At 33.6% G+C, this 22,618-nt stretch carries 26 protein-coding genes and 7 pseudogenes; 22 read left to right on the plus strand and 11 right to left on the minus strand.

All coding sequences use genetic code 11. The features are described 5' to 3' along the window. Positions 1-36: 36 nt before the first annotated feature. Both QW060_RS26935 and QW060_RS26940 read right to left on the minus strand, forming a co-directional pair. Positions 37-522, minus strand: coding sequence for an MFS transporter (locus tag QW060_RS26935; RefSeq protein WP_290365596.1), 486 nt, complete (start codon positions 520-522; stop codon positions 37-39). Further along, positions 512-664, minus strand: coding sequence for a hypothetical protein (locus QW060_RS26940; protein WP_290365597.1), 153 nt, complete (start codon positions 662-664; stop codon positions 512-514). Before QW060_RS26940 ends, QW060_RS26935 begins: the two co-directional genes overlap by 11 nt. Before the next feature lie 222 nt (positions 665-886). On the opposite strand from QW060_RS26940, the gene QW060_RS26945 reads away from it, so the two are divergent. The 11 genes and pseudogenes from QW060_RS26945 to QW060_RS26995 all read left to right on the plus strand — a co-directional run bounded on the left by QW060_RS26945 (position 887) and on the right by QW060_RS26995 (position 8,597). Next, on the plus strand, positions 887-1,237 hold the full coding sequence (locus tag QW060_RS26945; RefSeq protein WP_290365598.1) for a hypothetical protein: 351 nt from the start codon (positions 887-889) through the stop codon (positions 1,235-1,237). Continuing rightward, positions 1,150-2,273: pseudogene (locus tag QW060_RS26950) on the plus strand (TraG/VirB4 family ATPase). The gene QW060_RS26945 and the pseudogene QW060_RS26950 overlap by 88 nt, the downstream one beginning before the upstream one ends. A 79-nt stretch (positions 2,274-2,352) precedes the next feature. After that, positions 2,353-2,805 (plus strand): hypothetical protein, encoded by a 453-nt coding sequence (locus QW060_RS26955; protein WP_290365311.1) that lies wholly within the window; start codon positions 2,353-2,355, stop codon positions 2,803-2,805. Further along, positions 2,806-3,606: a hypothetical protein gene (locus tag QW060_RS26960; RefSeq protein ID WP_290365312.1), complete on the plus strand. Its 801-nt coding sequence runs from the start codon at positions 2,806-2,808 to the stop codon at positions 3,604-3,606. A 1-nt stretch (position 3,607) separates the two neighbouring features. Then, entirely contained in the window at positions 3,608-4,243 is a 636-nt protein-coding gene (locus QW060_RS26965) for a hypothetical protein (RefSeq protein WP_290365313.1), read from the plus strand. After that, entirely contained in the window at positions 4,244-4,384 is a 141-nt protein-coding gene (locus tag QW060_RS26970) for a hypothetical protein (protein ID WP_290365599.1), read from the plus strand. Positions 4,385-4,401: 17 nt separating this feature from the next. After that, the gene (gene traM, locus QW060_RS26975; protein ID WP_290365600.1) at positions 4,402-5,274 is read left to right on the plus strand and encodes a conjugative transposon protein TraM; all 873 of its coding nucleotides are present in this window, start codon (positions 4,402-4,404) and stop codon (positions 5,272-5,274) included. Between the two features lie 23 nt (positions 5,275-5,297). Next, positions 5,298-5,957: a DUF4138 domain-containing protein gene (locus QW060_RS26980; protein WP_290365601.1), complete on the plus strand. Its 660-nt coding sequence runs from the start codon at positions 5,298-5,300 to the stop codon at positions 5,955-5,957. A 117-nt stretch (positions 5,958-6,074) separates the two neighbouring features. Continuing rightward, positions 6,075-6,623: a hypothetical protein gene (locus tag QW060_RS26985; RefSeq protein ID WP_290365316.1), complete on the plus strand. Its 549-nt coding sequence runs from the start codon at positions 6,075-6,077 to the stop codon at positions 6,621-6,623. Positions 6,624-6,666: 43 nt separating this feature from the next. Next, positions 6,667-7,881, plus strand: a complete 1,215-nt coding sequence (locus tag QW060_RS26990) for a hypothetical protein (RefSeq protein WP_290365317.1) — start codon at positions 6,667-6,669, stop codon at positions 7,879-7,881. Positions 7,882-7,892: 11 nt separating this feature from the next. Continuing rightward, the gene (locus QW060_RS26995) at positions 7,893-8,597 is read left to right on the plus strand and encodes a hypothetical protein (RefSeq protein ID WP_290365318.1); all 705 of its coding nucleotides are present in this window, start codon (positions 7,893-7,895) and stop codon (positions 8,595-8,597) included. Between the two features lie 22 nt (positions 8,598-8,619). Here the strand turns inward: QW060_RS26995 and QW060_RS27000 are convergent, their stop codons facing one another. Then, positions 8,620-9,153 (minus strand): lytic transglycosylase domain-containing protein, encoded by a 534-nt coding sequence (locus QW060_RS27000; RefSeq protein WP_290365325.1) that lies wholly within the window; start codon positions 9,151-9,153, stop codon positions 8,620-8,622. A 360-nt stretch (positions 9,154-9,513) separates the two neighbouring features. Between QW060_RS27000 and QW060_RS27005 the strand changes: the two genes are divergently transcribed. The 7 genes and pseudogenes from QW060_RS27005 to QW060_RS27030 all read left to right on the plus strand — a co-directional run bounded on the left by QW060_RS27005 (position 9,514) and on the right by QW060_RS27030 (position 16,313). Beyond that, entirely contained in the window at positions 9,514-9,744 is a 231-nt protein-coding gene (locus tag QW060_RS27005; protein WP_290365319.1) for a hypothetical protein, read from the plus strand. Positions 9,745-9,838: 94 nt separating this feature from the next. Further along, positions 9,839-10,069, plus strand: a complete 231-nt coding sequence (locus QW060_RS27010; RefSeq protein ID WP_290365320.1) for a hypothetical protein — start codon at positions 9,839-9,841, stop codon at positions 10,067-10,069. Positions 10,070-10,252: 183 nt separating this feature from the next. After that, a pseudogene (mobC, locus tag QW060_RS27015) lies at positions 10,253-12,010 on the plus strand (conjugal transfer protein MobC); the annotation flags it as partial. 677 nt (positions 12,011-12,687) lie between these two features. After that, a pseudogene (locus QW060_RS27020) lies at positions 12,688-13,446 on the plus strand (aminotransferase class IV). Then, complete coding sequence (locus QW060_RS28840; RefSeq protein WP_397386151.1) at positions 13,446-13,793, plus strand: insulinase family protein; 348 nt, start codon at positions 13,446-13,448, stop codon at positions 13,791-13,793. Before QW060_RS27020 ends, QW060_RS28840 begins: the two are co-directional and overlap by 1 nt. Beyond that, positions 13,730-14,224 (plus strand): M16 family metallopeptidase, encoded by a 495-nt coding sequence (locus QW060_RS28845; RefSeq protein WP_397386152.1) that lies wholly within the window; start codon positions 13,730-13,732, stop codon positions 14,222-14,224. The genes QW060_RS28840 and QW060_RS28845 overlap by 64 nt, the downstream gene beginning before the upstream one ends. Before the next feature lie 48 nt (positions 14,225-14,272). After that, a pseudogene (locus tag QW060_RS27030) lies at positions 14,273-16,313 on the plus strand (insulinase family protein). Between the two features lie 178 nt (positions 16,314-16,491). On the opposite strand, the gene QW060_RS28335 reads toward QW060_RS27030, so the two are convergent. The 7 genes and pseudogenes from QW060_RS28335 to QW060_RS27040 form a co-directional block, all read right to left on the minus strand. Continuing rightward, positions 16,492-16,788 carry a hypothetical protein gene (locus QW060_RS28335; RefSeq protein ID WP_317623275.1) on the minus strand — a complete coding sequence of 99 codons (297 nt, stop codon included), beginning with the start codon at positions 16,786-16,788 and terminating at the stop codon, positions 16,492-16,494. Next, positions 16,788-16,934 (minus strand): hypothetical protein, encoded by a 147-nt coding sequence (locus QW060_RS28340; RefSeq protein WP_317623276.1) that lies wholly within the window; start codon positions 16,932-16,934, stop codon positions 16,788-16,790. The genes QW060_RS28335 and QW060_RS28340 overlap by 1 nt, the downstream gene beginning before the upstream one ends. Before the next feature lie 43 nt (positions 16,935-16,977). Then, positions 16,978-17,265 carry a S41 family peptidase gene (locus tag QW060_RS28345; protein ID WP_317623280.1) on the minus strand — a complete coding sequence of 96 codons (288 nt, stop codon included), beginning with the start codon at positions 17,263-17,265 and terminating at the stop codon, positions 16,978-16,980. Next, positions 17,262-17,396 (minus strand): S41 family peptidase, encoded by a 135-nt coding sequence (locus tag QW060_RS28350; protein WP_317623277.1) that lies wholly within the window; start codon positions 17,394-17,396, stop codon positions 17,262-17,264. Before QW060_RS28350 ends, QW060_RS28345 begins: the two co-directional genes overlap by 4 nt. Continuing rightward, the gene (locus tag QW060_RS28355; RefSeq protein ID WP_317623278.1) at positions 17,369-17,833 is read right to left on the minus strand and encodes a S41 family peptidase; all 465 of its coding nucleotides are present in this window, start codon (positions 17,831-17,833) and stop codon (positions 17,369-17,371) included. Before QW060_RS28355 ends, QW060_RS28350 begins: the two co-directional genes overlap by 28 nt. Continuing rightward, positions 17,799-18,059, minus strand: a complete 261-nt coding sequence (locus QW060_RS28360; RefSeq protein WP_317623279.1) for a hypothetical protein — start codon at positions 18,057-18,059, stop codon at positions 17,799-17,801. Before QW060_RS28360 ends, QW060_RS28355 begins: the two co-directional genes overlap by 35 nt. Continuing rightward, positions 18,052-18,503 (minus strand): annotated as a pseudogene (locus tag QW060_RS27040) (deoxycytidylate deaminase). Before QW060_RS27040 ends, QW060_RS28360 begins: the two are co-directional and overlap by 8 nt. A 195-nt stretch (positions 18,504-18,698) precedes the next feature. Between QW060_RS27040 and QW060_RS27045 the strand changes: the two are divergent. Next, positions 18,699-19,158, plus strand: a pseudogene (locus tag QW060_RS27045) (TerB family tellurite resistance protein). Positions 19,159-19,194: 36 nt separating this feature from the next. On the opposite strand, the pseudogene QW060_RS27050 reads toward QW060_RS27045, so the two are convergent. Next, positions 19,195-20,732: pseudogene (locus QW060_RS27050) on the minus strand (glycine--tRNA ligase). 148 nt (positions 20,733-20,880) lie between these two features. On the opposite strand from QW060_RS27050, the gene QW060_RS27055 reads away from it, so the two are divergent. The 3 genes from QW060_RS27055 to QW060_RS27065 all read left to right on the plus strand — a co-directional run bounded on the left by QW060_RS27055 (position 20,881) and on the right by QW060_RS27065 (position 22,525). After that, a complete protein-coding gene (locus tag QW060_RS27055) occupies positions 20,881-21,327 on the plus strand; it encodes a ComF family protein (RefSeq protein WP_290365602.1) in 447 nt (148 codons plus the stop codon). Positions 21,328-21,655: 328 nt separating this feature from the next. After that, positions 21,656-21,988: an Ig-like domain-containing protein gene (locus QW060_RS27060; RefSeq protein ID WP_290365603.1), complete on the plus strand. Its 333-nt coding sequence runs from the start codon at positions 21,656-21,658 to the stop codon at positions 21,986-21,988. A gap of 285 nt (positions 21,989-22,273) precedes the next feature. Next, on the plus strand, positions 22,274-22,525 hold the full coding sequence (locus QW060_RS27065; RefSeq protein ID WP_290365604.1) for a hypothetical protein: 252 nt from the start codon (positions 22,274-22,276) through the stop codon (positions 22,523-22,525). The last annotated feature ends 93 nt before the right edge of the window (positions 22,526-22,618 follow it).

Here is a 22,618-nt window from a genome sequence, read left to right on the forward strand (position 1 = left end):
TGAATGGGTATTTTTTACACATTTGATTTAATATTTCTACATTTTTTGAGAAATATTGAATTTCTTGAGAAATACAAACGATAATAAAGCACCTGTCATTGCCATTCCGGCACCCATCAAAACAGAAGTATTATACGAGTATCCTATAATAATCGGGATTCCGCCTAAATAAGCTCCCAAAGTGTTTCCTATGTTAAAACTTGCCTGCCCGGCAGAGGCTGCGAGGGTTTCTGCTCCCTGAGCATTTCTGATCAGCATCATTTGCAAAGGAGAACCAATCGTAAAGGCTACCAGTCCGGTTATAAAAGCCATGATATAAGCCATTATGTTGATATGAGCTGTAAAATAAACTATAATCAGACATACTACCATAGACGACAAACACAAAATAGCTGCTTTTGTGGGAGAGATGCTGTCAGAAAGTTTACCTCCTAAAATATTCCCAAAAAACATTCCTGTGCCTACAAGAATCATAATATAAGGAATGTTGTCAGCAGGAACTTTAGAAACATTAATAGACATGGGAGCTATATAGCTGATCCATGCAAGACTTTTTACCGCTAATTATAAATTCTTTCAAAGTAACGGTGACATATTTGGGTTTGATCTCAATTTCGATCACGTTTACAATCAAATTATTTTTATAGATGATAGTAAAAAACATACTCGGGATTTAGAAAAACGAAATGAACAACTTGAAAAATCACAGAAGTTTTCCAACGAAAATAAAATCGGATTTGATCAAACCAAAATAATTATTGAAGATGTAATTAATGAAAGAGATCATGTTCAAATCATTCGTGGTCATAATAATATTATAGCCATTGCAGGGAATATTGAAGATTTAAAAGTACGCTCTAATCAAATTATTCAGAAGTGTAGAGAATTGGATATTAAAGCCTATTTGCCTATTTCCAATTATCTGAATGCGACTTTTAATTACTCATTTCCTTTATTCTCGCAGTATTTTTCCAATAAACAAACCTATAGGGCAAATTTAAATTTAGCGGTTTCATTGTTTAATAATACAACCAATTATAAGAATGATGACGAAGGAATTTTATTTAATTCTCGCTTTAATTCAAATATTCCTGTGCGTATCGATACTTGGGACGAAGAAAAGAAGTACATGAATGCCGGAATTTCTTTGTGGTTGCGCCTACGGGATATGGTAAATCTTTCTTGGCAAATCATATTTTTAGAAATTTTAATGAGCAAAATAACAGTAAAACAGTAATTATAGATTTAGGTGGATCTTATAAAAAGCTTTCAGCTCTTTATCCCGATACAGCGTATATCACTTATCAAGAAGGTCAAAGTTTAGGTATAAACCCCTTTTTAATACAAGGGGAAATTACTTCCAAAAAAGTAGAAGAATTAACGCTATTCGTTCAAACGCATTATAGAAGAGATAAAGTAGCTAGCCAAAAAGAGAGTACCGCTCTTAAAAAATCATTGAGCATTATTATCTATCAAAACAGAAAGATGGGGATTCGTACTTCTCTTTTTTAGACTTTATTGATTTTGTAGAAAAATCTAAGGATAAATTGTTGTTTGATCTAGAGATTGATACGGAGTATTTTGATTTACGAGAGTTCTTGTTCTTATTGTCTGATTTCAGAAAAAACGGATTGTATGATTTTCTCTATCGGGAAGATGAAAATACAATTATCCAGTCTTTAATGGATAAACGAATTATTGTTTTTGAATTAGACGAAATTAAAGATAATGAGTTGCTACTTACAATTATGCTTCAGTTGATCGGAATTACCATTGAGGACATTATTTGGAAGGATAAATCTACAAGAGGTTATATATTTTTCGATGAATTTGCTAAGCAATTAAAGTTTGAAGGGGTTCTGAATAAGGTGGAATATTTCTTTCAAGCCGTACGAAAACAAAATTCTGCTATTGGAATTGTGTTACAATCTATAACCCAATTACCTGAAAATACAACAGCTCGTTCCATTATAGAAAATACACAAATGTTATACGTGTTGAATGCTAAGGATTATCGGGAAATTCAAAGGCGTTTTCATTTGTCCGAGCATGCTTACAACGAATTAGTATCTATACAAAGTAATTTTTCTGCTGAACAACCGTATTCTGAAGTGTTTATCATGCGTGGAAATGTACACGGCGTTTATCGATTGGAAACACCACCTGAAGTATTTTGGGCATACCAAACCGAAGGTAATAAGAATCAGCAGCTAATGAACTATTACGAAGAGTGTGGCGATATGGAAAAAGCCATTGCAAAAATGATTAGTTAATGAATTATGTAAAAAATAAGCTATGAAAAGAATTTTTTTACTCGTTGCATTATTAGTAGGAATTAGTAGTAATGCACAAATGATTACCGTTACAGAAGCACCTGCTACAGATATTTTGTTGGGGGAACAAATCGCTGATGGGCTGAAAAGCCTGCAAGTATCAATGGATAATTATGAATTGGTAAAAACCAACGTTCAGAAAATTGAAAAAGTTAATTCGTACGTCGGTCAGTTACAACTCATATCTGATATGATCGATCGGCAACAAGAAGCTATCAAAAGTGCGCAACAGGTTGAGAAGTTGGCAAAAAATATTAAAAATGCTTCTACAGCTAAGGCAACAATAAATTCTGTTTCCAATTCACTCACTGCAATTAATAATTCAGCGAAGATGATTAATAAAATTACTTCGTCAGGATTTTTTAATATGACCGATAAGGAACGAATTGATATGTTGGAAAAAGAAAATCAAGTAATATCATCAAACGCAAGAAAAATAAAAACCAAGCTATACATTCTTAAAAATCTGTAGATGGAGGCATTTGATTTTTCTTTTATCAATAGTATAAGACAATCAATAGAAAGTGAGAACATTTTAAACTATACCATTACAGGGTTTAAAGCGTTTGCAATTGCCTTATTAGGATTTAAATACTTAGGTAAGTACTTTCAGACTATGGATCATGAAGAGCCTAGATTGGGAGGCTTTATGGAAGTTTTAGGAGCTGGTATGATTATTATTTCTGCCGATTGGATTATTGATATGATTGAAAATATATTCTCTCAAATCGATGATTCTATAACAACTAAAACAGTTCCTTTCAATACAGAAGTATTTACCAATGCTATGTTAGAACTCCAAATGCTTCAGGATGGCTGTTCTGGGTTTGATTGCTTAAATGTCTTTATTGATTCGTTCGTCGCGAATTGTATTATTGTAATCTTTTATGCGATTTATTGCTTTTTATGGGTGTTAGATAATTTGGTTTACGGATTCTATTTGATAGAGCGAGTATTTCTAATTCAAATTATGAGATTCGTTTTTCCACTAGCGATTGTCTTTTCTCAGCTCGACGGTACAAAAGATTTTTTTTACCGTTGGATTAAAAAGTATGTAGGAATTTTAATATTGCCTATACCGTATATGGCCATATTTCATTTGTCAAATTTAGTAATGACACATACATCACAAATTCAAAGCATCAACCCTGATGATCCTTCCAATTTAACGAAAAGATTATTGATGTATATAGCAGGACTGGGCATATCATTTTTCTTGAAAATTAAATTATTTGCAGCTACCAAACGATTGGTAGAAAATTTATTCAATTAGTATGAAAGTAGGAGAAAATATATTTAACAAACTCAAAAGAAATAATGCAGCTATTTACGCAATGGCTATTATTACAGTGCTTTCTGTAGTATCATCTGCATATTTCAGTTACCAAACCTATCTACATAGTCGGAACCACGTGTATGCCATTGATAGCAAAGGGCAAATGCTTCCACTTACTTTAATTGATGAAAAGAAAGATCGAATCCGTCAAGTAATGGCAAATGCAGATTTATTTGTCAATTATGCCTACGATATTGATGCTTTTAATTACAAAGACAAAAAAGAAAAATTAGCATGGTTGTTAGATAACAACGTGATTCGAATCTTTAAGAACAAAGAAAACGCAGGATATTACAATCAATTACTTCAGTATAACATCATTCAACACGCAAAAGTACTTCCTGAAACGATGAAATGGGTGGAAGAAAATGGGAAATATACGCTTCGTTTTCTTTCACAAATTCAGATAATCAATACAGGACAAAAACAAGTATATAACATAGAAATTAAACTATCTATGATTGATGTTTCAATCAATTATCCTTACAACCCTTATGGGCTTTTGATAGTTGATTATGTAGAAGAAAATAAGGTTTTAATTCAAGATGTTGAACAGCTTAAAGAAATGGAATAGATGAATTGGGATATTAGAAACTTAAGTGAAGAAGATAAACGGAAGTATATTGTTTATGCCATTTTTGGTATTGTTTCCATAGGTGTTATTGGGTTGGTTTCTCTTTTGTATCAGGAAAAGATACTGCAAATAAAGAAGTAAATTCAATAGATATCCCATTGTCTGAAGAGAAAGAACAATATGAAAATAGATTACAAGCATTACAGAAATTTGATACCGTTAAAGGAGATCCAAACCAAAGAATGACCCAGTTTTTTGCAAGAAAAAAAACAGATGATATTGAAGATAATATGGATTATTTCAACCAGACAAAATCGGGCAGTAGTGTCGGTTCAAATTATGAACCTATTCATCAAAAAGTAGATAATACCACACCGGCTCAACCATCTAATTACAATAGATACGGGAACTCATCTATGTGGCAGGTTGAAGAACCAGTGAATAATAATATAGGCTATTCTTCCGCAAATAAGAACGAATATATAGAGAACCGGGTTCAGCAAATTGAACAGCGAACAACTGTGCAAACAACTGAAACCTACGTGAATAATGTGAGTACCGTTCAACAATCAAAAAAAGATTTATTTGAAAAAGGAAAACAGGTAGGTAACAGTACCATAAAAGCAGTGGTAAGAGGAACACAAGAAGTGAAAAATGGACAAACCTTACGGTTTCAAACCAATGAAGAAGGCGTAGTTAATGGAACTAAGATACCACGGAACACTTCTCTTTTTGGCATTGTACGATTCAATCAATACCGTGCTGAGATTGTCATTGAAACAGCGAATATAAATGGATCTATCATTCCAATTAACTTAATGGTTTACAGTAATGATGGCTTAAAGGGAATTCCTATTTCTATGGATGAAACTTTAAAACAAGGAAGAAATACTGCCGTTGATCATGTTGCAAGGCGTGGAGGAATATTAGGAAAAGCAGGTAATGTAGTAGGAAGTGTGGTTTCAAATAAAGTAAAAGAACGTTCGGTAAAATTTATAGATAATCAAAAAGTATTATTAATTCAGAAATGATGAAGTTATTAATTACACTATTGATGTTGGGATTAGCAATAAATACTAATGCACAACTAAGAACATTGAAAGCATCAACGGATAAGTTTATCACCGTTCAGTTTCCTGCTAAAGTAGATTTTTATCAAAATTCAGTTTCTATTCACGATAAAATAGGAATTAGACAAGTAGATGATATTTTGTTTATTCAGTTTTTAGAGCCAAATGTTCAAGAAACAAACCTTTTTGTAAAAACAGTTGATAATAAAACCTATAATTTTTTGCTTCAATACGATAATGATCCGCAAGAACTCATTTTAAAGGTTGATGAGACAAATCAAAATACATCGGTTAGTCAAGTGCCAAGCCCAAATAAATCAAATAATAATGAAACCATAAGCCAAAGGCTATTAAAAGAATCGGGTTATATCAAAAACCGAAACATCACATCTTATAAGAATATAAAGCTCATTTTAAAAGGTGTTTACGTGAATCATAACAAGATTTACATTTTAATGCGAATCGACAATAACAGTAATATTAATTATGATGTAAACGCATATAAGTTTTATATCACCAATGATAAGGGTATAGCTACCAGTGAACAAACAATAGATGTGAATATTGTAAATCTAACTCCAGATAGTAAAGTGATTCCAAAAGGGAAAATGACATCGTTTTTATGTTCGATAAATTTTCTGTAGGTGATGATAAACAATTGCTTTTTGAATTAACTGAAAAAAATGGAGATCGAAATTAAATTTTAAAATTATCTCTTCATTGATAGATAACGCCCGGAATTACAATTAAAATATTGAATTATGAGAAAGACACTTTTATTCCTTTTCGGACTTTTATATTCCTCTACCTTCGCCCAATCGCATTATGCTGGGCAGTACAGTTTAGGATTGAATTACGGCTTTGTAAACAAGGGAACAAACTACAATCTGAATGTTCAGAAGCTTATTGGCAATAAGTTTTTAGGTTTACGAGCTGACTTAGATCTTTTAAAACAAGACTATAATGTATCATTTTATGGTGTTGAACGATATCAGGGTAATTTCGAGAGTAAAAGAATTGGAATCGCAGGAACATATTCGTTAGAAAAGGTTATTCCACACCCGTTTTATGTACAGCTTTATCTAGGTGGTTTGTATAGTAACGAAAAATTAAAAAATTTTGGAATTATTCAAGATGTTTTACCTGTTTATAATAGTAACAATTTCGGAGCGTATGGCGGAGTTGAATTAGAATTGGTTGTGTTTCCCGCTTTCTCATTAACTGGTGGATTCAAATATCAAAATGTATTTCAATCTACCATTGATAAAGAACTTCTTTTTGGACAAGTCGGAGTAAAGATTAATTTTTAAAAAATGAATATAGAATTTGAATAATCCAATAAATTTTTAAGCTATGAATAAGATTTTTAAATTGTTTTTATGCTGTATGTTAATGATAAGCTGCGCTAATGATGAAGAGAATATCATTAATGGAAATTCTGATTATAAATTCCCTTTTGATATTGTTATAACTGGGGAAAGTAATCTGGTCAATAATATTCCCCTAGATGTATCTATACATCCTATAATATCAGGTGATATTGAAAATCCTAATCCTGATTATAAATTTAAATTCTCTTTGATGGATGCACAAGTTAATAACGGGGGAGTGTTACTTACAAAAGATACCTGGTTAAATTATGAAGAACTTACCGATGGTAAGTTGACATTAATTTTTAATTCTAACAACAATAGTTCTGCTCAAACGCTTACTGTAACTATGAAAAACAGTCAAGGTTATGAAACAAGTCAGACAAAATCGTTTGGTGTTTCGAATCAAGAACTAGATTTTGAATTGAGTCTTTTGGATAATCAGCTTAATCCTTTTCCTAATAATGTTGTCCCTTATGATCAGCGGGAAACCACTTTAATCAAAGTGGAGAATTTAGTAAGTACAAATACCATTACAGGTGTGAAATTTCAAACAAACGCTATTTTATCTGTAAATGGAATTCCAATTACCAATTCTACGATTATCCCTTATGAATCTGGTGTTTTTACTATTAAATATAAACCAGATAGTTATGGGGTGCAGCCTATAAATGTTATTGCAATTGATCAGCAAAATATTGAGTTAACTAAAGGCTTAATAGCTGATTTAAAATATAAAGTTTTCGATGCAAATTTTACGTGGGGAACTAGTTCTTCTGTAGCTACAAATACCAGTGATTTATTAGAGTTTTATGTAGTAGGTAATTGGAATTCTAGTCCTTATCATTTTACTAGAACTGGTGGAAGAACTGATAAATACATAAAAATAAACCTACAAAAATATGACCCAGACGAAACATTTTATTTAGAATGTATTCGAACACCTAATACCCTTCTTAAATATTATGGGGGAAGTTCTAATGGAAATCAAAATACCGATCCATTGGATACAAATTGGCAAGGTCATTATATATTGGAAGAAGGTTCAAATTACGTCATATTAGATGCGAATTTTGTTGCTCAATCTTCAACAATATGGGGTTCTGGTACAGTAACTTTTAAACTAGTTAGTAGTAATGGGAACGAGAAAACTAAAAATTATAATATCAATGTCTATTTAAACGGATCTTTAAATTAAAATAATTGTTTATGAAAAAGCTAATTTTATTTATTTCAGTCGCTTTCGCGCTTACTTCATGTAATGAAGATGATAATTTTGTACTACAAGAAAATAACATTTCTTCAATACAAATTCAAAGTTCTTTTGTTTCAACAGATAAAAATGAAATCCCAGTAGATTTTACTTTTTATCCTGGTATCGATGTGCAATCGGTTACTATGAATATTGATTTCGATGGAATTGTAAAAGTAAATGGTAGTACGGTAAACGGAAATTTTGTTTATCAATTGAATGATGACATCACCTTAACTCCGAATAACTATGGGCGAACAACCGCAATATTTTCTTTACCGGAACATAGAGTAGATACAAAAAAAGATTTTTATACGATCGAATCAAACGGTCAGCCTTATGTATTTGTAAATAATTTAATCAACCGAGCACCCGAACACTCTAATGGTAAAATTTACTACGAGACAACCGATGGTAGTTCATATTCTGTAAATAAAGTACAGGTTGTGGTGGTAAGTGCGCAACCATTTGATTTTACAATTACCGAAAATAAACCAATTTTAAACACATCTACTACCAATTTCCAAGGAACGGAGATGCTATCTTCTTTCGAATTGGGATTATTAAATCAAAATTATGGTTCAAACAGTTTCACATTTAATTTTGTAAACGGTCATGAAGTTGAGTATCCATTCAACTATGTGAAAACGTACACAAAATAATTATTAAAATAAAAGAGCGAATTTACCGCTCTTTTATTTTGTAATAATATACATTCTTGGCAATGTAGTTATTTAGTATGTGTGGATTTGCAAATTTAAATAGTTCGTCCTTTTTTATTGATTGTGGTTTTTCGTTTCTTATAATCTGAAAATCAAAAAAGGAATACTTAAAATACATAGGTTTCATTTTATGTTCCTTGTAGAAATTGAAAATGTAATTAATAGCTATAAATGTAGGTACGTATGCTTGAGTTTCCCTTGGCATATATGGTCTTAATTTCCAATAGTTCCTTGATTTGTGTTTTCTAATTAAAGCATCAATTCGCCCTGGTCCACAATTATAAGCGGAGATTGCTAAATTCCAGTCTCCAAATTTCGTGTATAATTCTTTTAAATATCGGGCTGCTGCATCGGTGGAAGCTACGGGGTCATAATACAAATCAACATATTGGTTATGGTATAACCCGTATTGTTTACCAGTGGCTGGCATAAATTGCCAAATACCTTTAGCTCCGGCATGCGATATGGCACGAGGGTTAAGATTCGATTCTACAATAGCTAAATATTTTAGTTCGTTGGGTAAACCGTATTGGATTAATTTAGATTCAAACATTGGAAAATAGTAGGTAGAAAGACCTATTATTTTGGGGATCCATTTATACTCTAGATATTTTTTCACATAAAAATAGGTAACATCATTATACTCGATATTTAATAATGTTATATTATTTAAATAAGTAAATTTATTTTTATAATTATTTAATGATAACTCATTATAAAAGTTTGTATTTTCGCTAAATTGTATACTATTAAGAAATTCTTTGTCATTTTTTAAAAATATGGTGTCCTGTGTTTGCGAATAGCTTTTAACTAAATGGATTATTAAAACGTATATGATTAAAATAATTTTTTTCATATGAAAATTAACAAGTTTAGAAAAGAGAAAAAACTGACTCAAAAACTGATTTCTGAAAACATTGGATGTCACCATAAGACTATTGCTTATATGGATAGCCGTATGGATTCACATATAATGGTACAATATTTAAAATTTCTTCGTCAAAACAGTTTTGATCTCAATGAATTCTTTGATCAAGAAATTACACTTAAACAAAATGATCCACCAGAAAAGGTTACTCAAATATAACTTTTTTTCGTTTTCAATTGTTAAAAAAAGGAGTCTATATCTAGTTTTTTATTATATTTAGTATTCTCAAAAGAAGTTAATATAATTTTATACCATGAAGGTAAAACCTTTTATTTTTTTAATTATTATTTTTTTATTGATAAGCTTATTGTCTTTAGCTTTTTTGGAAATTCCTGTAATTATTCAAAATATCATCTATTTTGTATTTGGTTTAATAGGGGCTTATTTCGTATTTAATCATTACTTTTTAGGAATGAGCGAAGAGGAGAAAAAGAATTGGAACATCAATATGGATCTATTTAAAAAGAAAAAGAGTAATAATTAAAGCCTTGCCTTATGCTGATTTCATGTAAAGAGTGTAACCATAATGTTTCAGATCAAGCAACCGCTTGCCCCAATTGTGGATTCCCCTTGCGTAAAATTAAGCCAATAGTGAAATCCAAAGAAGGATTATTTTTAAAGTCAATGAATTTCGGCTGTATACTTTTTATAATTTTCGTGGTTTTACTTAGGAACAAAGGGCGTAAAGAATGAGAAGATAACCTGGTCTAAAATTTATGTGGCTTTGGGTGTTGGCTTTGTGCTATTCTTCCTGAACACACCGTTGTTAAAGCTATCCCCGGTAATAGGCACATTTCTGTATATCCTTACTATCTCATTAGGGTATATCGCCTTGTTGATGGCAGGCGTATGGATGAGCCGATTGCTCCGTACTAACCTAATGGATGATGTTTTTAATAATGAGAACGAGAGCTTTCAGCAAGAAACAAAGCTGATGGAAAATGAATATTCCGTTAACCTACCCACCAAATTTTACTACAAAGGAAAATGGAACAACGGTTGGATAAACATCGTAAATCCTTTCAGGGCATCAATCGTGTTGGGTACTCCGGGTTCCGGAAAATCGTATGCAATCGTAAACAATTACATCAAGCAACAGATAGAGAAAGGCTTCAGTATGTACATCTACGATTTCAAGTTTGATGACCTTTCAACCATTGCCTACAATCATTTACTAAAGCATCGGGATAAGTACAAAGTTCAGCCCAAATTTTACGTCATTAACTTTGACGACCCACGTAAGAGCCACCGTTGCAATCCACTCAATCCCGACTTTATGACGGACATTTCAGATGCTTACGAAGCAGCATATACCATAATGCTAAACCTCAACAGGTCGTGGATACAAAAGCAAGGGGATTTTTTCGTGGAAAGCCCAATTATTCTTTTGGCTGCTATTATTTGGTATCTGAAAATCTATGAGGATGGCAAGTATTGTACATTTCCTCACGCTATTGAATTACTGAACAAAAAGTATTCGGACGTATTTACTATTTTGACATCATATCCTGATTTAGAAAACTACCTATCGCCCTTTATGGATGCGTGGCAAAGTGGCGCACAAGACCAGTTGCAAGGACAAATAGCATCGGCTAAAATTCCGTTGTCAAGAATGATCTCTCCACAATTGTACTGGGTAATGACAGGCGATGATTTTTCTTTAGACATCAACAATCCAAAAGAACCAAAAATACTTTGTGTAGGAAACAATCCCGACCGACAAAACATCTACTCCGCAGCATTGGGATTGTACAATTCCAGAATTGTAAAGCTCATCAACAAAAAAGGGCAATTAAAAAGTTCGGTTATCATAGATGAGTTGCCAACAATCTACTTCAGAGGGCTGGATAACCTTATTGCAACCGCCCGTAGCAATAAAGTAGCAGTTTGTCTGGGCTTTCAGGATTTCTCTCAATTGATACGGGATTACGGAGACAAGGAAGCTAAAGTTATCCAAAATACTGTAGGTAATATTTTTAGTGGTCAGGTTGTTGGCGAAACGGCAAAAAGCCTTTCGGAACGGTTCGGAAAAGTATTGCAAAAACGCCAGAGTTTGACCATTAACCGAAATGATAAATCAACTTCTATTTCTACGCAATTGGATAGTCTGATACCTGCATCCAAAATCTCAACATTGACACAAGGTATGTTTGTCGGTTCTGTATCGGATAACTTCGATGAACGTATCGAGCAAAAGATATTTCACGCTGAAATAGTAGTAGATAATGAAAAGGTAGCTACCGAAACCGAAGCCTATCAAAAGATACCGCAAATCTTGTCTTTTGTAAATGAGCAGGGCGAGGATAAAATGAAGCAGGAAATTGAGAGTAATTACAAGCAGATAAAATCAGACATCCTGAATGTTGTTAAAAACGAAATTGAACGCATTAAGAATGACCCAAACTTACAGCATTTGGTTCAATAGAAGCGCAATTTAACAAGACATAACAGAAATATCTTAAAGACAAACACTGGCACGGAAAAATTTTAGCCAACCCAAATTTGGCACATTTGATTTTTGTTGAAATGTCTTATTAACACTTAAAAAGACATAAGTGTCAATTAATCGTTTGAATCATAAAGACATATAAAAATAGATATGGAATTAAATAAAAATAAATCTGTTAATACTTCGCATTTTGTAAGTGACATCAGATCAACTAACACCCACCTTACAATGTGCTATTTTTTCCAACGTATCCAGCACATAGAAACTTCACATTAAAAAAAGCATAAAAAAATTGTGGGTTTAAAAATTACTAGCTATATTTGCACTTGAAAACAGAAAAAAAATGTACAATTCAATTATTATTTCTTCTATTATTATTGCGGGTGTGATTTCACATACCGGGGAGGAATAATTTTGATATAATCTAAAAGATATATTTGAAAGCCTCCCGAGAAATCAGGAGGCTTTTTTTATTGACATTAAACTAAAAAGAACAAAATGAAATCATATAACAACACTATTATTATCAGCATTATTATTAGCTCGCCACCGTGAGAGATGCTGCTTTATGCCAAATTGTAAGCCTTTCTCATTTCGGGAAAGGCTTTTTTTATTCCCAAAAATCAATTATCAACTCAATAAAAAAAATAAATATGTATTCAAACAACGAAACAGTCCTTTTTTTGGACGGAAAATTTGTAAAGGCTAACGAATCTACAACCGATTTGTACAGTCAAACGCTTCATTATGGCTACGGTGCATTTGAAGGTATTCGTTCTTATGAAACCAAAAATGGAACTAAAGTATTTAAAGCCGAAGAACATTATGAACGCTTGAAAAAATCCTGCGAATTGGTAAAAATCCCTTTCGATTGCACTGTTCAAGAGTTAGTCCAAGCTACTTACGAGTTACTGGAAAAAAACAATTTAAAAATGCTTACATCCGACCATTGGTGTATTGTGGACAAAATATGAGTTTGTCAAAACCTACAGGGTTTCGGTGATGATTGCCGCTTGGGACTGGGGAGCGTATTTGGGAGAAAATTACTACGATTAACGGTTTCCTCCTATTGCCGTCCACATCCAAAATCCATCCACATTGAAGCGAAAGTCTGCGGTCATTATGTCAATTCGATTTTGGCAACCAACGAAGCAAAAGACAATGGATTCGACGAAGCCTTGCTTTTGGATAGCGATGGATTTTTAGCCGAAGGTCCGGGTGCAAATTTGTTCTTTGAAAAAGACGGAAAACTATTCACGCCTCAATTAGGAAACATCCTTCCGGGCATCACCAGAGCCACTGTTTTGGAGTTAGCCGAACAATTAGGTCTGGAACTGCATCAAGAAAATTTACCAGAGAAGATCTTTTTCAAGCTGATAGTGCCTTTTACTGCGGAACGGCTGCCGAGGTAGTGGGTATATTATCGGTGGACACTTATCAATTTCCAAAAAACTGGAATGATTCCTTAGGTAAAAAACTTCAAGATGCTTATATCACTTTTGAAAAATTCTATGTTCCAAACAATGCTGTTTTAGTTATTGCAGGGGATATTGACTACAAACAAACGAAAGATCTTGTTCAGAAATATTTTGGCAACATCAAAAAAGGTGCTAAAGTGGAACGTGTAAATATTCGGAAGATCCGATTACAAAACCAATCGTTGCTGAATATCAGGATCCGAACATCCAATTACCAATGTACATCACAGCATACAGAACCCCATCTAACAAAACAAGAGATGCCCGCGTATTGGATATGATTTCATCTATTTTGTCAGGAGGAAAATCTTCCCGTTTACACAAAAAATTGTTGATGACAAGAAAATGGCGCTACAGGTTGCAGCATTCAGCCAGGGTCAGAAGACTACGGTATGTATATAATACTTGGTATTCCAATGCAAGGTTCACACGTGATCAGATTCAGGCTGAGATTGATGCTGAAATCAAAGATTTACAAACCAATTTAATTTCTGAAAGAGAATACCAAAAATTACAAAATGAGTTTGAAAACAGCTATGTACACAGTAACTCAGATTTAGAAAGTTTGGCTGAAAACTTAGCAACATACTATTTATTGAATGGTGATATCAACCTGATCAATGAAGAAATCAATATCTATCGTTCTATTACAAGAGAAGAAATCAGAGAAGTAGCGAAAAAGTATTTACAACCAAACTCCGTTTACTTTTAGATTATGTTCCTGTTAAAGAAGAGGCTGCAAACTAAGACTATTTAAGAAATGAAAAAAATATTTATTATAGCAACAGCTTTAATGCTTTCATTAAGCTCGGAAGCTCAGATTAAAAGATCACAACCACAACCAGGACCGGCTCCAACAGTTCATGTATCTAAACCACAGGAATTTACTTTAAAGAACGGCTTAAAAGTATTGGTAGTAGAAGACCATAAATTACCTCGTGTAAGCTATATGTTAACTATTGACACACCACCTTATGTAGAAGAAAAAAAGCAGGTGTTTCATCTTTAACAAGTGCTGTTGTTGGTAACGGAACAAAAAAGATTTCTAAAGAAGCATTCAATGAAGAAATTGACTTTTTAGGAGCCAATATTAACTTCTGGAATACCGGTGCTTCAGGAAGCGGATTGTCTAAATATGCTGATCGTATTCTTGAAATTATGGCTGATGGTGCCTTAAATCCTTTATTCTCTCAAGAAGAATTTGACAAAGCAAAAGCACAATCTATTGAAGGATAAAATCAAGTGAGAAAAGTGTTTCTGCTGTCGCTTCAAGAGTAGAAAATGCTTTATTATTTGGCATCAATCATCCAAACGGAGAATACGTTTACAGAACAAACACTAAACAATGTTACATTACAGGATGTAAAAGACAACTATTCATCTTATTTCGTTCCGGAACAAGCATATTTAGTAGTTATTGGTGATGTTGACTTCAAAAAAGTAAAAAACATTTTGAGAAGTTATTTGGAAACTGGAAAAAAGCATCTGCTCCAAAACAACAATATCCGGTTACTAAAAATGTTGGAAAAACACAGATTGATTTCGTTGACATGCCAAACGCAGTACAGTCAGAAATCGCTTTAGTAAACGCTGTAGAATTAAGAATGACAGACAAAGATTATTTTGCTGCATTAATGGCTAACCAGATTCTTGGTGGCGGTGGTGAAGGACGTTTGTTCTTAAATCTGCGTGAAGCTCATGGCTGGACGTATGGTGCTTATTCTTCTGTTGGTTCAGGAAAGTATACTTCTAAATTCAGATCTTCTGCTTCGGTAAGAAATGCGGTAACTGACAGTGCGGTAGTTGAATTCATGAAAGAGATTCACAAAATCAGAACAGAGCCTGTGAATGAAGATGAATTAAAATTAGCAAAAGCAAAATACATCGGTAGTTTCGTAATGGAAACACAAAAACCAGGTACTATTGCTTCATTTGCATTAAGAACAAAAACACAGAATTTACCTGCAGATTTCTACGAAAACTACATTAAAAACATCAATGCAGTAACGGTACAGGATATCAAAAATGCAGCTAACAAATATTTCCTTGCTGAAAATCTTAGAATCTTAGTTGTTGGTAAAGCAAGTGACGTATTACCAGGTCTTGAAAAATTACCTTACAAAGTAAACTATTACGACAAATTCGGTAACCCTGTTGCAAAGCCGAAGTAAACAAACCAATTCCAGCTGGTGTTACAGCAAAGTCTGTTTTAGACAATTATATTAAAGCAATTGGAGGAGAAGCAAAAGTGAAAACTGTAAAAACTCTTTTCACAACTGCAAATGCTACAGTTCAGGGAATGGAATTAACATCAGTTACCAAACAAACTAATAAAGGTCAGTTATTATCTGTAACAACTGTTATGGGACAAGTAATGTCTAAACAACTTATTACACCTACAACTGGTTTTGTTGAACAACAAGGACAAAAAATACCTTTAGAAGGAGAAGAACTTAAACAAGCTCAGGAAGCAGCTGTTTTATTCGGAGAATTGACTTCTGCCGTAAAGCAGGCGTTACCCTAACAGGTATTGAGAACATCAACGGAACAGACGCTTATGCTGTAAAAGAGAACAAAACGACTTCTTATTATGATGTTGCCACAGGTTTAAAAATCGCAACTTCAACAGAAATGGATGTACAGGTCAGACAATGAATCAGGTAATCTATTATTCTGACTATAAAGATGTAAAAGGAATCAAAATTCCTTATAAAATGTCAATGAATGTTGGTATCGATATTGAAATGATTACAAAAGATGTAAAAGTAAACGAAGGCGTTTCTGATGCAGATTTTAAATAATCAATAACATATTATTCTTTACGAAAGCCCGATAAATCTATCGGGCTTTTTTATGAAATCATTCTATAAAACCTCATGCATACATACTAATAAAACAATAAGACCACTGCTTCAGTGGTCTTATTGTAATGTATTAATGTGTAAAACAAAGATATTTTACTCTGTAAAATATTGCCTATTATTTATTCAATACTTTTTTCAACATAGGATCTTCTTTTAAGATCCACATATAATAGTCATCGTCTGTTTTTAACTGATTAATATATTCTGCTACCAGATAGAAGATGATATTGTTTTTATGTCTGTCCAGATTAAAAGAAAGTCCGTTTGCAATGAGGTGTTTCTTTAAATCATTAAAATATTTCGGTTGTGTCGAAACTCTTTGAGACAATGTATTCACATCAAGCGCTTCTAAAACGTTTCGTTCTTTATCTATTTCTTCAAATACATAATAGCTTACAAGCCCGGTACGCATTAAGAGCTGAATAGCGTCCTCTCCATGTTTACTTTCAACGGTACAAATACATCCGGAACGATACCGCCGCCGCCATATACGATTCTTCCTGCTTTGGTTTTGAATTGTAAAGAATCAGATAAGTAAATACTGTCTTTTTCGTACAACTCCCCGCTTTCGAAACGATGTGAGAGTTCATTATTATAATCTTCATAACCGCTGGTGTACGGTTTTGAATAGAACGTCCGATGGAGTATAGTACCTTGCGGTAGTCAATCTTACCGCTGATCCGTCACCGAGATACATTTCTCTCTGAACCAATCCTTTTCCATACGTTCTGCGTCCTATTATTATACCTCTGTCATTGTCCTGTATTGCACCCGCAATGATCTCACTTGCAGAAGCTGAATTCTCATTAACCCACAAAAACAGGCTTCCTTTTTCAAAGCTCCCTTTTTCGGTTGCTTTATTAAGAGTGACACTTCCTTTTTTATTTATTGTCTTGACAACATTTCATCTTTTCGAAGAAACTCATCGGCAATCTGAATTGCAGGCTCCATATATCCACCACCATTATCCCGTAAATCCAGCACAAGTGATTTCATTCCCTTAGCCTGTAATTTATCCAATCCTGCTTTAAACTCCTTATACGTTGTCTCTGAAAAACGATGATTTTAATATACCCGAGTGTATCGTTTATCTTAATGGCAACATCAACACTTTTCAGTGGAATCTCTCCTCTCTTTACATCAACGTTGAGAAACTTACCATCTTTTTTTCTATATACTTTTAACTTGACAGTGGAATCCATTTTTCCTTTGAGGATATTGACCAGAGAGTCATTCGTAAGATTGTTACCAAAAATCTTATGGTTATCCGCAAACAGAATTCTGTCTCCTGCCCGCAATCCGGCTTTATAGGAAGGACCGCCCGGAATGGCTTTGATAATAGCCAGCGTATCGTTAAAAAGATTGTAATTAATACCAATTCCGACAAATGAACCTTTCATTGATTTCTGTACCTCTTCCATTTCACTCTGTGCAATATAAAACAGAATGCGGATCAAGATGTTCCAAAAGATTATTCATCGTCAAATCTATGATAGAATCAGTATCTACGTTATCAACATATTCCTGTTCTATCAGATCAATAAGCTTATTAAGCTTGATTCTTGCTTTATCGTCATAGGAAGTACGGGGAGAAGTAGTACGTTCAATAAAACCTCCTAAAAAAACTCCTGCCGCCAGTGCACCAGTCACAACAACAGGCCACAAATAAGTACGTTTATTCATTTATTGATGCTTCCAAATTTGAAATCTGCATTACTTCTACTCCTGCCCTCTTTAGAAAATCAATTCCCGATTGGTCTTTATAACCTTGTTCGTAAACTACCCGTGTAATTCCTGATTGGTGAATCAGTTTACTACAGTCTTTACAAGGAGACATTGTTATATACAATGTTCCGTTTTCGCAGCTTTGGGTAGATTTTGCTACTTTGAAATAGCATTTGCCTCAGCATGCAATACATACCATTTAGTAATTCCTTCTTCATCTTCACAACAATTTTCAAAGCCTGAAGGCGTTTCGTTATAGCCGTCAGAAATGATCATTTTGTTTTTTACAATAATGGCACCTACTTTTCTGCGATGACAATATGATAACTGCCCCCATTCTTTTGCAATTCTAAGATAGGCTTTATCATATTTTTCACGCTTACTTTCTATATGATTTTCCATATAACAAATCTGAAATCCAGCATTCTAAGACTCCAAACAACACTTTGTCTCTTGCCGATTCGCACAACAAAAATAAAGATAAGTTTGTGTTATAAAAATTTTTTAGGACTAAATATTCAAAGATTCTAAAAAGGTATAAAATGTAAATATTTCTTAATTTTATTGCGTACCTCGTTTTTATTTCTATTTTTGTTTATGAATAAAAACCTCGATTATGTTAATTACGACATCTATGACTCAGGTTTCAAAGAAAGAAACAAAGGTCATTTCGCATCTATTGTGAGAGTAGCACTTTCAAAATGGCGATTTCAGTGAGGAGGAAATGCATTTTATCAATGAATTAGCTAAAAAATTAGACATTTCAGAAGAAGACTATACGAAAATTTTAGCAAATCCAAATAATTACCCTGTAAATCCTCCCTATTTGCAGACACAACGCATTGAGCGCTTGTATGATCTCGCACGCATGGTATATGTAAATCATGTGCTGGGTCCTAAACAAAAGGAGATCCTGAGAAAGTTTACCTCCGCATTGGGTTTTGCCGGCGACATCAATGGCATCACCGACAAAGCACTCTCGTTATTGGTACTTGAAGTATCCATGGATGAATTCATGGATGAAATAAGCCAATATATTAAAAAACATAAAGTTTAACCCCAAAAGAAAAGCGACTTCAAAGTCGCTTTTTTATTACATTTTCATTAACCAGTTTTCTCATAGAAACTTCTTCTTCGATAATTCTTCTCAATTCAGAAATAGCTACCCTGTCCTGAAGCATGGTATCGCGGTGACGAATCGTTACCGTATTATCTTCAATAGTCTGGTGATCTACTGTAATACAAACGGTGTACCCAAAGCATCCTGACGGCGATAACGACGCCCTACAGCATCTTTCTCATCATAAGCCACATTAAAGTCCCATTTCAGTTCATCAATAATCGTACGCGCCAATTCAGGAAGTCCGTCTTTTTTAACCAACGGCAAGATAGCAGCTTTTGTCGGAGCTAATACAGATGGCAATTGCAAAACTGTTCGCGTAGAACCGTCTTCTAAAACTTCTTCTTTCAGGGATTTCGAGAACACCGATAAAAAACATACGGTCAAGCCCGACAGATGTTTCTACCACGTATGGTACATAAGAACTATTGGTTTCGTTATCAAAAAACTGTAGTTTCTTTCCGGAATGTTGCTCATGTGCTTTTAGATCGAAATCTGTACGGGAGTGAATCCCCTCCAATTCTTTAAATCCGAACGGAAAATTGAATTCAATATCCGCTGCTGCGTTGGCATAATGCGCTAATTTTTCATGATCGTGAAAACGATAATTTTCTTTTCCTAATCCTAAAGACAAATGCCACTTGAGACGGGTTTCTTTCCAGTACTCATACCATTTCATTTCCTCTCCGGGTTTTACGAAAAACTGCATTTCCATCTGTTCAAATTCACGCATACGGAAAATAAACTGACGTGCAACAATTTCGTTACGGAATGCTTTTCCGGTCTGAGCAATTCCGAAAGGGATTTTCATGCGCCCTGTTTTCTGAACGTTAGAAAATTTACAAAGATACCCTGTGCCGTTTCCGGGCGCAGATACAAATCCATAGCTGTATCTGCTGAAGCTCCAAGTTGGTTCCGAACATAAGATTGAACTGCGTACCTCTGTCCAGTTTTAGAACCGGTCTCAGGATCTGAAATGCCCAACTCTTCAATAAGTGCTTTTACATCAGCTAAATCACCCGAATCAAGCCCGTGTGCCATTCTTTCCAGAATTTCTTTTTTCTTTGACAGATATTCTATTACTCTTGGATTAGTTGCCACAAATTGTTCTTCGTCAAATGAGTCACCAAAGCGCCCTCTTGCTTTTTCAATCTCTTTTTGCGCTTTCTGATACAATTTTTCACAGTAATCTTCAATAAGCACATCTGCTCTATATCTTTTTTTGGAATCTTTATTATCAATTAACGGATCGTTAAAGGCATCAACATGTCCTGATGCTTTCCAGGTAGTAGATGCATAAAAATAGAAGCATCTATCCCTACAATATTTTCATGCATCTGAACCATTGACTTCCACCAATATTCACGGATGTTTTTCTTTAATTCTACTCCGTTTTGAGCATAATCATATACAGCGCTCAATCCATCGTAAATTTCGCTTGACGGAAATATATATCCGTATTCTTTTGCATGCGAAATTACATTCTTAAAAATATCTTCTTGTTTTGCCATGGTGCAAAAATACTAAAAATGCCTAAATTCTAAAGGTTTATCTCTACTATTAAATAAGATTTTTTGCTCTTGCTAAATTTTTTCCATAAATTGAGAAATATAAATATAACAGTTATGCGCCAGGTTTTTTCATCTTATATTCCCTCCATTGTGCTATGGTTGCAATGAGATCTTAATGCATCGGGAAATTTATATTTGTACCTATTGTCTGCATCATTTAGAAAGAGTTCCAATCAGTGAAAACGCTTTTCCGGAGCTCCTTCGCAGGTTTAATGGTAAGCTGAAAATAAAAAACGCTTCAGCCTTATTATTCTATGAAGACGGAAGTATCGCTAAACAGTTGATTCACCACTTAAAATACAAGAATCAACAGGAAATCGGGATCTTTTTGGCAGAGATGGTCTATGAGCGTTCCACTAACCATAGACTGTTTAATACGGTTGATGAAATTGTTTCCATTCCGCTACATCCAAAAAAACAGAAGGAGCGAGGCTACAATCAGCTCGATTTTTTTGTCAGAAACTTTCAGAACTATTCAACATTCCCTATAACGGAGAAAGACTTAAAAAGAATTTTTACAGTAAATCACAACTAAAAAATCGCTTTTTAGCCGTAGTGAGATTCATCAGGATATGTTTACAGTGAATTTTGACAATACAGATTCAGGCAAACATTTTTTACTGATTGATGATGTCGTTACAACAGGATCCACAATTGAAAAAGCAAAATGAACTTTTGAAAATAGAAAATGTACAATTAAGCATATTTACAATAGCCTGTGCCAGATAATTGTAACCAAAACGTTTTCGATAAAATAAAAAATCGCTTACTTTGTACGAAATTATATTCTATGAAGTTTTAAGAGTTCTGCTATTTTTTGCTTTTATCAGTTTGATTCTTTTTTCTGGTTGTGCCAAAAGGGAATGATTACCGGAGGTCCCATGGATACTTTAGCGCCTGTAATAATAAGTAGTTCTCCTGAAAATTATTCCGTTCATTTTGATAAAAAGGATATAAAAATCGTGTTTGATGAGTATATAAAGATCGATAAGCTGAATCAAAACCTTATCATATCTCCTCCGATGAATACTATACCTGAAGTAACTCCTATGGGATTTGCAAGTAAATCGATTACCATTAAAATACTGGACACCCTTAAAAGCAATACAACCTACAGCTTTAACTTTGGACGAAGCATAGTAGATAATAACGAAGGAAATCCTTTTACCGCTTTAAATATGTTTTTCTACAGGTGATTACATTGATTCCTTAAAAGTAAGCGGTAATATCAAGGATGCATACAGTAAAAAAACGGATAATTTTGTAAATGTTGTTTTATATGATCGACTCAATTCAATGATTCAACTATTTATAAAGAAAAACCTATCTATATCACCAATACCCTTGATAGCCTTACCTCTTTTTCTATTGAAAACATCAAAGAAGGAAGTTATTATTTATTTGCTTTAAAAGACCAGAACAACAATTACAAGTTTTGACCCACAGTCTGATAAAATTGCTTTTTACGAAAAACCCAAACATTGCCTACAGAGGAAACATTTGACCTGACCCTGTTTAAAGAAGTAAAAAAAGAAAGTGCCGGCAGACCCTCAATGACGAGTAAAAATAAATGGCTGGTGCCTTATGAAGGTGATTATAAAAATTTGAAATGGAACTCTTGGGCAATAATAAACCTATTGATTTTGCTTTTTCAAAGTTCCTCAAAAAGATTCTCTACATGTCTTTACTCCATTAGCTCAAATGGATTCTGTAACTTTCCGTTTCAAAAATAAAGACTATGAAAAAGATATACAATTAAAACACGGCAGGTAAAGATGCAGGATTCTTTGAAAGTAAGTCTGAACAAATCAGGGTCGCTTGATTTC

The sequence above is a fragment of the Paenimyroides ceti genome, from assembly GCF_030409925.1.

Bases quoted from the DNA above. Each gene is read 5' to 3' on its own strand.
- QW060_RS28335 (WP_317623275.1), bottom strand. From the start codon at position 16,788: ATGCGTACCGGGCTTGTAAGCTATTATGTATTTGAAGAAATAGATAAA.
- QW060_RS26965 (WP_290365313.1), top strand. From the start codon at position 3,608: ATGAAAGTAGGAGAAAATATATTTAACAAACTCAAAAGAAATAATGCA.
- QW060_RS26990 (WP_290365317.1), top strand. From the start codon at position 6,667: ATGAATAAGATTTTTAAATTGTTTTTATGCTGTATGTTAATGATAAGC.
- QW060_RS27010 (WP_290365320.1), top strand. From the start codon at position 9,839: ATGAAGGTAAAACCTTTTATTTTTTTAATTATTATTTTTTTATTGATA.
- QW060_RS28845 (WP_397386152.1), top strand. From the start codon at position 13,730: ATGTACATCACAGCATACAGAACCCCATCTAACAAAACAAGAGATGCC.
- QW060_RS26960 (WP_290365312.1), top strand. From the start codon at position 2,806: ATGGAGGCATTTGATTTTTCTTTTATCAATAGTATAAGACAATCAATA.
- QW060_RS27060 (WP_290365603.1), top strand. From the start codon at position 21,656: ATGATTACCGGAGGTCCCATGGATACTTTAGCGCCTGTAATAATAAGT.
- QW060_RS28360 (WP_317623279.1), bottom strand. From the start codon at position 18,059: ATGAATAAACGTACTTATTTGTGGCCTGTTGTTGTGACTGGTGCACTG.
- QW060_RS26935 (WP_290365596.1), bottom strand. From the start codon at position 522: ATGTCTATTAATGTTTCTAAAGTTCCTGCTGACAACATTCCTTATATT.
- QW060_RS26995 (WP_290365318.1), top strand. From the start codon at position 7,893: ATGAAAAAGCTAATTTTATTTATTTCAGTCGCTTTCGCGCTTACTTCA.
- QW060_RS26980 (WP_290365601.1), top strand. From the start codon at position 5,298: ATGTTGGGATTAGCAATAAATACTAATGCACAACTAAGAACATTGAAA.
- QW060_RS26985 (WP_290365316.1), top strand. From the start codon at position 6,075: ATGAGAAAGACACTTTTATTCCTTTTCGGACTTTTATATTCCTCTACC.
- QW060_RS26955 (WP_290365311.1), top strand. From the start codon at position 2,353: ATGATTACCGTTACAGAAGCACCTGCTACAGATATTTTGTTGGGGGAA.
- QW060_RS26970 (WP_290365599.1), top strand. From the start codon at position 4,244: ATGAATTGGGATATTAGAAACTTAAGTGAAGAAGATAAACGGAAGTAT.
- QW060_RS26940 (WP_290365597.1), bottom strand. From the start codon at position 664: ATGTTTTTTACTATCATCTATAAAAATAATTTGATTGTAAACGTGATC.
- QW060_RS27005 (WP_290365319.1), top strand. From the start codon at position 9,514: ATGAAAATTAACAAGTTTAGAAAAGAGAAAAAACTGACTCAAAAACTG.